Origin of the sequence: Pseudonocardia bannensis (genome assembly GCF_012911875.1) — a bacterium.
GTDB classification, from domain to species: domain Bacteria; phylum Actinomycetota; class Actinomycetes; order Mycobacteriales; family Pseudonocardiaceae; genus Pseudonocardia; species Pseudonocardia bannensis.
Genome location: NZ_JAAXKZ010000013.1, coordinates 61,568 through 75,280 on the forward strand (window position 1 = coordinate 61,568; position 13,713 = coordinate 75,280).

Below are 13,713 nucleotides of genomic sequence, written 5' to 3' on the forward strand. Positions count from 1 at the left end.
CGACGACCGGACGGCGCACGGTGAGGAGAGTAGGGACGTGTTCGCACGGCGGATCGCGGTCATCGGTACCGGCTATGTAGGACTGACCACGGGAGCGTGCCTGGCCTCGCTCGGGCACACCGTGGTCTGCGCGGACGTCGACGCCGACAAGGTCGAGCGGCTCCGCGACGGCAAGGTCGACATCCTGGAGCCCCGACTGGACGACCTGGTCGCGGAAGGCCAGGCCGCCGGCCGACTGTCCTTCGTGGTCGGCGCGGCGAACGCGCTGACCGGGCCGGCCGGCGCGGCCGAGGTGGTGTTCCTGTGCGTGCCGACGCCGATGGGCGTGGGTGGCGTCGCCGACCTGAACGCGGTCCAGGCGGTGGTGGAGGAGGTCCGCGACCAGCTCGCACCCGGGTGTGTCGTGGTGAACAAGTCGACGGTTCCGGTCGGCACCGCCCAGCGCATCCACGAGCTCCTCGCCCGCGAGGACGTCACGGTCGTCAGCAACCCGGAGTTCCTCCGCGAGGGTTCGGCCGTGCACGACTTCCTGAACCCCGACCGCATCGTGGTCGGGTGCGACACCCAGGACGCCGCCGAGAAGGTCGCGGCGCTGTACTCCCGCCTGGGTGCGCCGACCGTGCTCACCGACGCGGCCAGTGCCGAGATGGTGAAGTACGCGGCGAACTGCTTCCTCGCGATGAAGCTGTCCTACGTCAACGCGCTGGCGGAGCTGTGCGAGCGGCTGGGTGCGGACATCGGCGACGTGACCGAGGGCATCGGCTACGACCACCGGATCGGGCAGGCGTTCCTCACGCCGGGCCCGGGGTGGGGTGGTTCCTGCCTGCCCAAGGACACCCACGCGATGCTCCAGGTGGCCGACTCCGCGGACTTCGAGTTCCGGCTGCTGCGCGCGACGATCGAGACCAACAACCGCCAGCGCCAGCGGATGGTCGACAAGGTCCGGCTGGCGGTCACCGGCTCGCGCACCGGGTCGCTGTCCAGGGTCCGCATCGGCATGCTCGGTCTCACGTTCAAGGCCGGCACCGACGACCTTCGCGACTCCCCCGCACTGGCGGTGGCGGCGCTGCTCCGGCAGGCCGGGGCCGAGCTGATCGCGTACGACCCGGCCGTTCCGTCGAACTCAGCGGCGCCCGAGCTCGCGGGTGTGACGGTCGTCGACGAACCGGCGATGGTCGCCAAGGACGTCGAGGCCCTGGTCCTGCTCACCGAGTGGCCGGAGTTCCGCAGCCTCGACTGGTCCGAACTGGCCGGCGCCGTCCGGCAGCGGATCGTCATCGACACCCGGAGCCTGCTCGACCCCGACGTCCTGCGCCGCGCCGGGTTCGCCGTCCACTCGCTCGGCCGGAACTGACCGGCGGCACCGGCACCGCCGCCTCCCCAACCAGCAAGGGATGTACACCGTGTCCAGCGACACCGCCGCCACGACCGGCTCCAAGACCCCGCGTTCCGCGGACCTGCACCCAGGTCCCGGATTCCGGATCCGCCTCGACTTCCCCCGCCTCGACGCCGAGACGGTCGCCGCGTTCAGGGACTTCGACACCCCGGAGATCTCCGACCAGCTCAACCGGCTGTACGCGATCGACTCCGACATCCGCTGCCACAGCGGTGCCGGGGGCAAGCTCGTCGGTCTCGCCTGCACCGTCCGCTCGTACCCGGGCGACAACCTGATGGTGCACAAGTCGCTGGACGTGGCGCAGCCCGGTGACGTCGTGGTGATCGCGGCCAGCGGCGGCCGGTCGAACGCCGTCCTGGGCGACATCGTGTCGACCAAGGCGCGGCACCGCGGGCTTGCCGGCTTCGTCGTCGACGGGCTGATCCGCGACCTGCCGGGCATTCCCGCCGACTTCCCCGTCTACGCGCGCGGCACCACCCCGATGGGCCCGCTGCACCGTGGTCCCGGTGAGATCAACTACCCGGTCGCCTGCGGCGGCGTGGTGGTCAACCCCGGTGACGTGATCGTCGCCGACGACGCGGGCATCGTGGTCGTCCCCCGGCAGGTGGCGCACGAGCTCCTCGGGCGGCTGCGGGCGCAGGTCGAGGGCAACGCCGCCTACCTGGCGGCCGTCGAGCGCGGTGAGTTCAGCAACGCGTGGGTGGACACCCAGCTCGCCGCCCAGGGCTGCCCGATCGACGACAGCCCGGTTTCGGCGGACACCTGGTGAGCCTCTCGGCCCGCCCCCCCGTCATCGTCGTAGGCGGGAACGCCAACGCGTTGTCCATCGCCCGCGCGCTCGGCCCCGCCGGGATCGACGTGTACGGCCTGGGGGTCTCGGGCGCGGCGAGTCGTTCGCGGTACCTGCGCCCGCTGCCGCTGCCCTCCGGCTCCGGACCCGAACAGGCCCTGGCCGCAGCGCTGCTCGGCCCCGAGACCGAGCACCTGCGCGGGGCCGTCGTGCTGGCCTGCAGCGACGTCGGCATCACGGTGCTGGCTCGCAATCGGGATGCGCTGCTCGAGCGCTTCCGGCTCGACGAGTCCGACGTCACGGCCCAGCTCGACATGCTCGACAAGCTCACGACCTACGAGCACGCCGTGGCGGCCGGGGTGCCCACCCCGTTGTTCTGGCGCGTCGACTCCCCCGAAGACCTTCAGCGGCACCGCGACGAGTACGTCTACCCGCTCATCGTCAAGCCGCTGCTGTCCCACGAGTACCAGGCCCGTTTCCCCGGCCGGACGAAGTTCCGGGTGGTGGCCGACTTCGACGAGCTGCTCACGGAGTACCGCGCGCTCAGCGACGCCGGGCTCGCCGTACTGCTCACCGAGCAGATCCCCGGCGGGGACGAGTTGCTGTGCAGCTACTACACCTACATCGACGCGTCGGGCACGGCGACGTTCGACTTCACCAAGCGGGTCATCCGCCGTCATCCCCCGGGCATGGGGCTGGCCTGTTACCACATCACGGACTGGAATCCCGAGGTCCGCGATGTCGCGCTGCAGCTGTTCAAGTACGTCGGGCTGCGCGGCCTGGCCAACGCCGAGTTCAAGCGCGACGAACGGGACGGCAAGCTCAAGCTGATCGAGTGCAATGCCCGCTTCACCGGGGGCAACCCGCTCGTCGCCGCGGCGGGGCTCGACCTGGCCGCGCACGTCTACCACCGGATCCTCGGCGAGCCGCACGAGCTGCCGACCAGCTACGCGCGTGGCAAGCGAATGCTGACCCCGGTCGACGATCTGCAGTCGTTCCTGGCCCTGCGGGCCACGGGCGAGTTGAACGCCGGGCAGTGGCTGCGCAGCCTGGCCCACCGACAGATCTTCCCGTACCTGCGTTGGGACGACCCGATGCCGGCCGTGGCCCGCGCGACCGACCGCGTGCGCAAGCTCCTCAGCCGCTTGCGCTGATCTCCCCGCGTCGTGGCTCCACAACGCACTCACGTGCCCATATTGGATGGCGTCAGGGCTCCACGACGCAGCAACGGGGCCGCGTAGGAGGGCGTCAGGGCTCCACGGCGTGGGTGGGGGCGGCGAGGTGGGAGAGGGTCTGCTCGAGCGTGAGGGACCAGTTGTCGCGGTCGGGTTCCCATCGGCGCAGCACGTCGGCCGCGGCCCGGGCGAGCTCGGTGGGCAGGCCCGCCGCCGCCAGCGTGTCGGCCACCTCGTGCATCTCCGGCGCCCACCGCCACGCACGGGCCGCGACACCGGGCAGGTAGTCGGGGTCGGCCAACTGGTTCCCCGGCATGCGGCGCGACTCCGCGAGCAGTTCGGCGGTCACCCCGTGCTGCCCGGCCAGCGCGTGCGCGACCCCGGCCAGCGTCCGGGCCGCCTTCTGGTAGCCGGCGAACGCCATCTTCAGGGCGCTCGCCGCGCCGATCCCACCGGAGAGCGACACCGCCTCGACCGGCCCGGTCGCGAAGATCCCGGCGACGACGCCGAGGTCGGCGGGTTCGCCCGCGAGGTACAGCCGTGCCGACCGGCCCTCTCCCGGCGGCGGGCCGATGATGGCACCGTCGACGGCGCGGGCGCCGGCCCGCTCGAGCAGCCTGCAGATCCCTTCGACACGCTCGACGCTAATTGCGTTGGCCTCGACGTAGAGCCCGCCAAAACCGGCGGCGGCCACCTCGCCGGCCACGTCGCCGGCGGACGCGGGCGGGCAGATCGACAGCACCACGTCGCTCGCGGCCAGCAGGCCGGCCAGATCCGGAACCGGGGTCAGACCGGCCGCTGCGGCCCGGTCCACTGTGGCCGGACTCCGACCGGCGCTACACCAGAGGATCTCGTGGCCCCGCGCCGCTGCAGCCGCCGCGATCGCCACCCCCATCTGGCCGGGATGCAGCACGCCGACCGTCGGCATCGAGTCGTTCACTGTCGGGCAGTACCTCTCAGGACGAGATCTGGACGGTCAATGTTGACACGTCCCGCTATCCGAGAAGGGGCGGAACGCACCCACTGCCCGTTGCACCGGCGGCTGCGGCTCACCGAACACCGGATCGGCGGAGACCGGTGCGGCGATGCGCTCCTGCCCGTCCAACACGTAGCGGACGGTGGCGTCGGGATACGGCGCGACGACCCGGCGAGCATCGACGAGCACCGTGCGCCCGCTCCCCCGGGCTGCGATGACGCCCGTCAGCACCTCGTCGTCGGTCGCGACGAACCGCACCTCGCCGTCCTGCCACCCGAAGACCCGAACCGCCTCCGGCACCAGGAGATGGGTTCCAGTGCCCGGGCTCGGTGCACAGCAGCAGCCACACCCAGGCGCCCAGCCACAGCAGGCAGAGCATCGCGGCGCCCCACCGGCGGGCAGGACGGCTCGGCACCGCCGGGAGAGCCGGACCCCGCCGGTCCAAATGACCCACAACGCACCGGGCGCGACCAACGTCAGCGGCGTACGGACGGCGTCTGCCAGGACGCGCACGGCGCCTTCCGGGATCGCACGACGGGCGGCCACCGCCACTCGGGCCAGCACAGCAGGTGGCAGGAACAACAGGTAGAAGCTCCAGGCCAGCCCGGAGTACGCGGAGTGCCCGCCGATCGCGGAGACCAGATGGAACCCGAGTCCCAGCACGACGGCGTACGGCCGGGTGCGCCGGAACAACAACAGCGACGGATCGCCAACTCGAGAACCAGGGTGCCGGCGATGATCGCCGGGTGCGGGCCCTGGGGCACCCGGAACCCCGGGATCGCGTCGAGGGTCCACCCCGAACAGGTCGCGACCGTGTCGATGAACCCCGTGTTGAGTTTGGCGAAGGCAGCGACGAACCAAGGACAGGACGAACGCGGTGCGCAGGAAAGGCGCGACGCGCTCGTACATCACCGCCGGGTCACGTGCCTCCGACGGCGGCCGCCAGGCCAGCCCGAGCCACCACACGACGAAGACGACACCGAGCGACCCCATCAGCAGCCGGTGGTTTCACGGGTCCGGCATCACCGTCACGAGCTCGGCGGCCAGCAGCGCGAACAGGATGACCAGCCGCACCACGGAGGTGGGCCGCAGGATCACGGCGGACGCTGCGACCGCCACGGCCGGACCGATCGACCACGGCGGCTACGAGGCCTACCACTCGTGGGAGAGGACACCGGCCGAGAAGGCCACCGCCCAGACCACGAAGGCGATCCGGTTGATCCCGGGTGGAAGCCCGGGCGCTTCGGGTCGGCCAGGCCATGCTGTGTCATCGATCTCCCCGGCCCGGTCTCATTCGCACCGCAGGTCACCTGCGTGGTCGTGCGGGTGGCGATCACGTCGCGCGCTCGCCGATCACCCCTCTACTCGCGTCCGGCCCACCGGTGTTACGCCGGCCGTGGCCCACGACGATTGCACCAGGTGGCGGCTTTGCGACGTACCGGACGGGTAAGCCGGACATCCGGCCGGACTGAGTCGAGGGGAACGCGTCGAGTCGACGAGTAATGACCCAGGGTGATTGGTTCCTCCGATGGAGGGCAGGATGTTGAGCCACATCACCCCGTGCGAAACTGCAGCCGGCCTATCGAGGGCACGGCCCTGCGACCGACTGGAGAGATTGACGCCTATGAAGGTCTTCGACTTCGACCCTGCCGACTACCGGTCCCAGTACCAGCAGCAGGGCTACGTTCACATCCGTGAGGGCGTGACCACCGAGTTCCACGACTATCTCCTGAAGTTCGTGGCGGAGCTCGCGTCGCACCGCCTCGCGGAGCTGGCCGGCAAGGGCAACAAGGAGCAGGCGCTCCTGGAGTTCCCGGACGACGTCGACTACCCGGGCGAGCTCTACGACGTGATCGCCGCGGTCTCGGGCCTGAACCGGGAGACCATGGTGCTGTCCGAGCGGCACATCAAGGCCTACGAGGCGGACGCCAAGCCGGAGCCCACCGCGCACAAGGACCGCTACCCGTCCCAGGTGTCCGTCGGACTCTCGATCAAGATCCCCGAGGAGTCCACCCTGGTCCTCTACCCGCACGACCACGTCGCGCCCAACCCGTTCAACTCGGCCGCGGAGCTGTGGGCCAGCCTGCAGCCCGACGAGCAGCCGGACGTGGCGCTCAAGAACGCCCGCGAGGTCGAGCTCGACGACCACGACCGCGACGTGCTGATCTTCCCGGGCTCAGCCACCTGGCACCTGCGCCGCCGCGGCGCGAACGCGGTCAACCTCTACCTGAAGTTCAACGACTTCGGCTCCGACCCCCTGGGCGAGGACCCGAGCACCGCCGGGCTGCGGGAGCGGACGCTGAGCGCGCTGCAGGCGGGCGACGGGCTCGACGCCCTGGTCCCGGCGCTGTCGCGCCGGCTCGACACCGTCGAGCACGTCTACACCCGCGGTTGGGCCGAGTCGCTGCAGGCACGAATCTACGGCGAGGCGCCGTTCGGGATCACCCAGGCCCAGTTCGAGGCGTTGCGGCTCGCCGACGGCCGCCGCTCACTGGCCGACGTGCTCTCCGAGGTGGCCGCGGGCGGCGACGTCGAGCAGGTTCGCCGCGAGGTGCTCGGGCTCGCCGAGCGCGGCGCCCTCGACCTCCTGTAGGCCGCGGCCCGAACGGGCGGCGTCGCCCCCGGCCACCGCGTCCTGCGACTCTGCGGGAGCGGTGGCCGGGACGGCCGCTCAGAACCGCCGCAACGCTCGGTCACGACGTCGCTACGTCGCGACCGACGACCTCGCGACCGGCGGGTGGGTGGGTGGCGCCGCGACGTCCCTGAAGCACAGCGTCGAGTTCGGCGAGCGTCAGGCGGACCATGAGCACCGCCCACAGTGCCGTGCCGGTGGCCTTGGTCCCGTCCTCGGGCAGGAGCGCGAGCGGACCACCGAACGAGTAGAGGACGTCGAGGCCGACCGACACCCCCCAGAACGCGTACGCGGCCACGAGCAGGACGACGTCGCTGCCGAGGCGACCGCGGAAGCGCCACACGAACGCGGCCGCGCCCATGGCGTAGAGGACGTAGACGGCCTCCTCCGGAACACCCAGCTTCGGGTACACCGCCTCGTGCAGCAGGAAGAAGTCGTCGACCACCATCACCCCGGTGAGCACACCACCCGACCCCAGGAACATGGCGGCCTCGCGATGTCCCCCGCGGCGCAGGACCAGTGCGCCCACCAGGGCCGCGGTCGCCGCGACCTGCCAGACCAGCACGACGAGGTGGGCGAACCAGCCCGTGTAGCGCGGGGCCGAGAGCACGTCCACCGGCTCCTTGCTGAAGACCTCGAACGGCACCCCCGCCACCCGTCCGGCCCCGTAGAAGACACCGATCACGGCGGCAGTGGCAGCAACGGTCCCGACGGCAGCCAGGACGGCCCGGCCCGGCCCGCGCCGCACAGTGTGGTGAGCTCCGCTCATAGCCGCGAACCTTAAGGCACCATCGTCTGAAAAGTCGGTGTCACACCGGTGAACCGCCGGGCCGTTGTCCAGCCGTTGCTCAGCCGGTGACCCTCGAGGACGCCGGGTGACCGGACAGGCGCTGGAGCAGCAGCTTGGCCGGGTCCACCGCGCCGGGGTGACCGTGGTAGTGGGACACCAGCCCGGGCGTCGTGTTGACCTCGAGGACGCAGCCGCCGGACGCGGCGAGGGGCACCCGCGGATCGGTGGTGATGACGTCGACACCGACCATGCGCGCGCCGACGATTGCCCCGGCCCGCGCCCCCTGCTCGACGATCGACTCGCACAGGTCGCCGAGCGCCGGCCAGTTGTCCTCCGGAGAGTTCTGGTTGATCGCCTGCCGGAGCACGACCGTCCGCCCGGTCTCGGGGACCGAGGAGAGCGTGACCGACTGCTCGCCCAGGATCCGCAGCATGTCGGTGTCCGGCCGGACCGGACGCTGGCCGTTCTGCCCGCCACCCGAGGTACGGCGGGTGTTCAGCCGCTCGAGCAACTGCGCGACCGTCGAGTGGCCGTCACCGACCACGCTCAGCGGAGCGCGGCGCACGGCGTCGATGAGCACCCCGTCCAGGTAGAGCAACCGGTAGTTGTCGCCGGGCACCTGGTGCTCGATCAGCAGCGGCACACGCCGCAGGTCGCGGAACTTCGCGTACAGCTTGGTGAACGGGGAGCCCGTACGGCTGGACCGGCCGGCCTTCGCGCCGGCCGCCGCGGCCACGGCCACCGCGTCGAGCAGATCCTGCACGGTCCGCACACCCGTCGTCACGCCGTTGCCCGCCGCGGTGTCCCGGGCCGGCTTCACCACGCAGCCGGCGGGCGCGTCGCCGAGGAACGCACGCGCCTGGTCGAGCGAGTCGATCGTGAAGGTCCGGTGCGCGGGTACCGGGATGCCCTCGGCCGACAGCAGACCGTGCACCAGCACCTTGTCCCCCGCGCGATCCAGCACCTCGCGCGAGTCCAGTTCGCAGACCGTGTTCCGCACGGTCAGGACGCCGGTACCGAGGGAGATCTCCAGCGCGTCGCCGGTGAGGCGCCGGACGGGCAGGCCGAGGTCCGCCGCGGCGTTGGTCCACACCCGCCGGTAGAACGCCGAGCGGCTCTGACGGACCGAACGATCCGCCCGGGAGAGGCGCTGCTCCACGAGCGCGCGGAGGAGCCGGCCGCAGGCACGGACGTGGGCACGGCGGATCGGGGTGGAAGCCGGCACCGTCATCAGGCTCATGGCGCCGTCACGCCGTCACGGGCGACGAGTGGGGCACAGGCCTCCTGGCACAGGCCGGATCCCTCTGCTCAGCGTGGCGCACCGATGTCATGCGGGGAGTATGCGTGACTCTGGGTTAGCGCTCGGCAATCTGGTGGCGTCGGAACCGAAAGGTGTACCCGGCGTGCGGTCACGGCGAAACGGACGGCCGCTCTGCGATCGCCGAGGCGTCCTGGTCACCTGCGCGGTCACCCTGCTCCGGCACCGCCGGCAACAGGACGGTGAACTTGGTCGCATCCGACGAGGTCAGCTGCAGTCGCCCACCTTCCGCCTCGGCGAGCCGGCGCGCCAGGGCCAGTCCGATGCCGTGCCCGTCCTCGTCGGGAAGGCGGCGGCGGAACAGCTGTGCGGTCCGCCCCGCGGGGATGCTGCCCTGGTCTGCGACGTCGATGGCGACGGCGTCGCCGATCTCACGGACCGTGATCGTGACCCGGCCCGCGCCGTGTTCGACCGCGTTGTCGAGAAGCACCGCGAGCAACTGGCGGACCGCTGCCGCCGAGGCCTGCACGTGTGGGGCGTCGGGATCGACGGCGATGTCGAGGGTCCGGCCCCGGGCCTCGAGCCTCCGCTGCCAGGACGGCTGTGCCTCCCCGAGCAGGCCGACGACGTCGAGCACCTCGCCCGCGGGCCGTCGACCGTGTGCGAGGGTCATCAGGTCGTCGATCGTGGTCTCCAGCCTGTCGGCCGCCGCGAGGCTCGTCCGGATCGCCTCGGCCCGCTGGTCCGGTGGCGCGTGCAGCGCGGCCTCGAGGGTGAGTCGCAGGCCGGCCAGCGGGGTCCGCAACTGGTGCGACGCCTCCGCGGAGAAGGCTCGCTCGCGTTCCAGCAGCGCGTCCAGCCGCTCCGCGGTCGCGTTCATCGACGAGCCGACGGAGTCGATCTCGGCGATACCGACGGGACGGTTCCGGATGCTGAAGTCCCCGTCGCCCAGGCGCAGCGCGGCCCGGGACAGGTCCTGCAGGGGGCCGGCGAGGCGCGCGGCCAGCCGGCGGGCCAGTAGCCAGGTCACCAGCAACGCCACCCCGGCCAGACCCAGCATCAGCACCCACCGCTCGGCCGCCCGCAGGATGGGCTTCGTCTCGGGCGTCGCGGCGCGGACCACTCCGATGACGTCCGTGCCGTCCATCACCGGCACCGTCACGACCAGGTCGCCCTCGTCCACCCCGGTGCGCACGTCGCTCTTCGCGATCGCCCGGGACACGAACCAGTTCCCCGGGTTCGGGCCGGTTCCGCGCAACAACTCCCCGTCGGGGCTGTAGAGCGCCAGGGTGAGGTCCTCGTCCTCCTCGATGGGCCACACGGCCGGGAGGGTGCCCCGCAGCAGCGCGGGCGTCAGGTCGGCCTGTGCGTAGTAGGCGTGGCGCTCCAGCTCGCGGAACTCGTCGGCCCGGTAGAACCGTTCCGCGGCAGCGGCCAGCGGGAGGCCGAAGAGGGTGATCGCGATGGTGGCCGCCAGTACGGTCAGCCACACGATCCTTCTCGCCACGTCGACCTCCCCAGGCCGCCCCCGGGGCCGGGCCGCCGGAGTCGGACTCTACTGACCCACCGTCGCGTGAGGGCCGCGTCCGGTGCGGCGGGGCTTATCCCCTACCCGACGCTGCGCCGGGCCAGGCCGAGCGCGTACTCCGGGTACCACTGGCCCGCCGCGGGCTCCCCCGGCCGGCATGCGCCGTCCGACTCGCCCGGCCGCTTGATCCACAGGTACGCGTCGACCAGCGGCCGCCCGGTCTCGGTGGTGGGTGCCTGGCCCAGGGCGCGCCCCGGCGGGTTGCAGAAACTCGGCGCGCCGTCGATCTCGGGCCCGGTCACCGGGCCCAGCCCGTTGCGGCTGGTGTCGATGACGAAGGACGCGCCACCGAGCCGTTCCGAGATCGCGGTGCCGAACGCGGCGTTCTCGTCGACGGTGAAGAAGTTGGCCACGTTCAGGCTGAAACCGTCGGCCCGCCGCACCCCGGAACGCTCCAGCGCGCCGGAGAGCGCGTCGACGTCGCTGATGAAGCCGGGGTTGCCGGCATCCAGGTAGACCGACGCGCCCGCCTGCCTGAGGGTGTCGACGGCCTCGGAGAGCAGTTCATAGCGCTCGTCGCGCACCGCGCCGTCCACACACCCGGACAGCTCGTGCGGCACGGCGTCCGGCTCGAGGATCACCGTCGACGGGCGCCCGCCGAGGCCCGCCGCCATCGCGGACACCCAGTCCCGGTAGTACGCGGCGTCGGGGGCGCCACCGCCGGAGAAGCTCCCGCAGTCACGGTGCGGGATGTTGTAGGCAACGAGCAGCGGCCGCTGACCGGTGGCCTCGGCGCGGTCGACGTAGTCGCGGGTCTGCGCCTGTGCCTCGGCGGCGTCGCCGGTCACCCACAGCGGCAACGGTTGCTCGGCGATCTTGCGAATCTCCGCGGCGTCCGCGCTGCGCCCGGCGGCCTCCCACTGCTGCACCTGCACGGCCGCGGGCGTCAGCGGATCCACGTAGAACCCCGATGCCGAGGTCACCACGCTGGCCGGCGCGGGCCGGCGTTCCGGCGCGGGAGCCGCACCCGCACAGGCCGCCACCATCAGCACGGCCGCCACGCCCGCGAGCAGGGCGGCCCAGGACGACGAGCGGCGCCGTGCAGTGGTTCGGCCGTGTGTCATCGCGTCACGTTCCTCGCTCGGGGCCGTCATGCCACGTGCACCCATCGCGCGACCGACGGGGTCCCCGCGCCGTCGACGAGGAACAGCATGTAGTAGCCGGGCGGCACGAGCGTGGGCTCCGGGGGTACCGCGAGGCCCAGGGTGCCGTCCGGGCGCCGGTCGATGTCCAGCGCGATCGACCGCTGCTCGACGTCGGTGGCGTGGGTGGCCGCACTCGGCCTGATCAGCCGCGCCTGGGCGATCCGGGACGCGTCCGGCGAGGAGACCGTCATGCTCTCGCCGCGGGCCACCTGCCCGGGTGCATCGGAGATCACCGGCTGCGGACCGTGGAACAGGTACGGCGGAGTGTAGATCTCCAGCCGCTGCTCGAACTTGCCGTCCTTGGTGTCGTCCTTGTCGGCGAACAACGGGTCTCCGCCCAACGTCATGACCTGGCCGTTCGGCAGCAGCACCCCGGCACTGTGGTAGTCGCGGCCCACGGTCGGGTCGGCCGCCGCGCGCAGCGAGTTGGTGTCCGGGTCGTACAGGCCGGCCCGCAGGACGTGGCTGTTGCCCTTGGCTCGGTAGTCCCGGGAACCGCCGGTGATCAGCAGGTCGTCGTCGGGCAGCTGCACCACGTTGGGGTAGCGGACCGGCTCGGGGAGATCCGGGCCGGCGGTGAAAACCGGGTCGGGCCGGTTCAGGTCGACCACGTCGATTCGTGCGGTGGACAACGGCGACTCGCCGACGCCACCGCCGCCCACGACGATCATCTTCTGGTTCTGCACCGGTCCGGCCCAGGCCGAACCGCTGGTCTCCAGGAGGGCTTCATCACGCATGCCGGGCACCGGGGCGAACGAGTTGTCGGACAGGTCCCACAGGCCGGGAACGCGGCCCTGGTCGGCCGGCCCGTACCCGGCGTTCGCTCCCGAGTAGAACAGCACGTCCGGCCGGGCGGTCTGGAACAGCGCCGGGTAGGTCGGGAAGTAGCGGAACAGCTCCGGCCGCTCGGTCCACGTCTTCGTGGCGGGGTCGTAGATCTCGTTCTGGCCCGGCAGGATCGTGCCCGTCCCGTCGAGGCCGGAGACGGAGAGCACGCTGCCGTCGGGCAACCCCGTCAGCGTCGGGTACCAGCGCTTGTGGGCCATGTCGCCGACCCGCACGTACTCCTCGGTGAACGGGTCGAACTCGTAGCTGTCGGCGATCCCCTGGAAGTCCTGCTTCTCCAGCGTCATGCCCTCGGCCAGGCCGTACATGTTGTCCGCATCCGGGCCTTCGAGACCGGCGATGGCGTACTGCGCGGGCTGGTCGGTCACCCCGGCGGGGCCCACGTCCGCCGACTCCACCCACACCGTGGTCTCGCTGGCCGTGACCGTGACCGCACCCCGGCGGTCGTTCGTCTTCTTCGCCGGCGGCAGTGTGAAGGCGTTCGTCGCCCGGTACGTCCTGCCGTCGGGGGCGATGAACTCGGTGCCCTTCGGGAAGTCACGCCCGGCGTCGGGGAACTCGTTCTTCACCCGCATCGCCCCGGCCGCGTGCGTGACCGCGCCCTCGAGCAGTTCGTAGCGCTGGGTCCCGCCCGCGACCAGCAGCTTGCCGTCCGGCAGGTACGCGTGTCCGCCGCAGAACAGGTCGCTCGGGGTGACGATCTTGCGGCTCTGCCCCGTCGCCGGGTCGTAGAGCAGCGTCTCGAAGGTGCCGGCGTCGAAGTGCTGCTGGTCATTGCCTGATCCGGCGATGAGCAGCAGCTTGCCCGTGGGCAGCAGCGCGGCGTGGATCGCGTTCACCCGCTGCTCGGCGGGCAGCTCGATCACGTCCCACTTGCCGTACTGGACCTTGTACTCCTGGCTGTTGATCATCTGGTCGTGGCGGTACTGCTGCACCCAGGCGATCGCCGGTGGGGCGTTCACCGCCAGCAGCACGACCGGGAGGCCGACCAGGGTGATCGTGCGGCGGTGCCGGGACAGTCTCCGTAGGGCTCTCTTGAGCACGCGGTTCACGCGACGGCTCCGATCTCGTCATCGGCGTCGCGCGGGTTCGGCAGCGCGACGGGTGGGGCGGGGAG

At 71.7% G+C, this 13,713-nt stretch carries 11 protein-coding genes; 4 read left to right on the top strand and 7 right to left on the bottom strand.

Annotated features, from left to right (window positions below):
• Positions 1–37: 37 nt before the first annotated feature.
• The 3 genes from HF519_RS06020 to HF519_RS32690 are packed head-to-tail and all read left to right on the top strand — an operon-like array spanning position 38 to position 3,340.
• Positions 38–1,354 carry a UDP-glucose dehydrogenase family protein gene (locus tag HF519_RS06020; RefSeq protein WP_169410921.1) on the top strand — a complete coding sequence of 439 codons (1,317 nt, stop codon included), beginning with the start codon at positions 38–40 and terminating at the stop codon, positions 1,352–1,354.
• Positions 1,355–1,403: 49 nt separating this feature from the next.
• Positions 1,404–2,165: an RraA family protein gene (locus tag HF519_RS06025; protein ID WP_169410922.1), complete on the top strand. Its 762-nt coding sequence runs from the start codon at positions 1,404–1,406 to the stop codon at positions 2,163–2,165.
• The gene (locus HF519_RS32690; RefSeq protein ID WP_169410924.1) at positions 2,162–3,340 is read left to right on the top strand and encodes a carboxylate--amine ligase; all 1,179 of its coding nucleotides are present in this window, start codon (positions 2,162–2,164) and stop codon (positions 3,338–3,340) included. Before HF519_RS06025 ends, HF519_RS32690 begins: the two co-directional genes overlap by 4 nt.
• Positions 3,341–3,434: 94 nt before the next feature.
• Here HF519_RS32690 and HF519_RS06035 read toward each other — a convergent pair whose 3' ends face one another.
• Both HF519_RS06035 and HF519_RS06040 read right to left on the bottom strand, forming a co-directional pair.
• Positions 3,435–4,301: an NAD(P)-dependent oxidoreductase gene (locus tag HF519_RS06035; protein WP_211169609.1), complete on the bottom strand. Its 867-nt coding sequence runs from the start codon at positions 4,299–4,301 to the stop codon at positions 3,435–3,437.
• A gap of 36 nt (positions 4,302–4,337) precedes the next feature.
• Positions 4,338–5,033 (bottom strand): hypothetical protein, encoded by a 696-nt coding sequence (locus tag HF519_RS06040; RefSeq protein ID WP_169410926.1) that lies wholly within the window; start codon positions 5,031–5,033, stop codon positions 4,338–4,340.
• A gap of 928 nt (positions 5,034–5,961) precedes the next feature.
• On the opposite strand from HF519_RS06040, the gene HF519_RS06045 reads away from it, so the two are divergent.
• Positions 5,962–6,930 carry a hypothetical protein gene (locus HF519_RS06045; RefSeq protein ID WP_169410928.1) on the top strand — a complete coding sequence of 323 codons (969 nt, stop codon included), beginning with the start codon at positions 5,962–5,964 and terminating at the stop codon, positions 6,928–6,930.
• Positions 6,931–7,030: 100 nt separating this feature from the next.
• On the opposite strand, the gene HF519_RS06050 is transcribed toward HF519_RS06045, so the two are convergent.
• The 5 genes from HF519_RS06050 to glxA form a co-directional block, all read right to left on the bottom strand.
• Positions 7,031–7,738: a DUF8692 domain-containing protein gene (locus HF519_RS06050; protein ID WP_169410930.1), complete on the bottom strand. Its 708-nt coding sequence runs from the start codon at positions 7,736–7,738 to the stop codon at positions 7,031–7,033.
• Positions 7,739–7,817: 79 nt separating this feature from the next.
• Entirely contained in the window at positions 7,818–8,999 is a 1,182-nt protein-coding gene (locus HF519_RS06055; protein WP_211169610.1) for a hypothetical protein, read from the bottom strand.
• Between the two features lie 169 nt (positions 9,000–9,168).
• Positions 9,169–10,524, bottom strand: a complete 1,356-nt coding sequence (locus tag HF519_RS06060) for a HAMP domain-containing sensor histidine kinase (RefSeq protein ID WP_169410934.1) — start codon at positions 10,522–10,524, stop codon at positions 9,169–9,171.
• 101 nt (positions 10,525–10,625) lie between these two features.
• Positions 10,626–11,669 (bottom strand): glycoside hydrolase family 6 protein, encoded by a 1,044-nt coding sequence (locus tag HF519_RS06065; protein WP_169410936.1) that lies wholly within the window; start codon positions 11,667–11,669, stop codon positions 10,626–10,628.
• Between the two features lie 26 nt (positions 11,670–11,695).
• Positions 11,696–13,639, bottom strand: a complete 1,944-nt coding sequence (gene glxA / locus HF519_RS06070; RefSeq protein ID WP_312859928.1) for a radical copper oxidase GlxA — start codon at positions 13,637–13,639, stop codon at positions 11,696–11,698.
• Positions 13,640–13,713 lie beyond the last annotated feature (74 nt).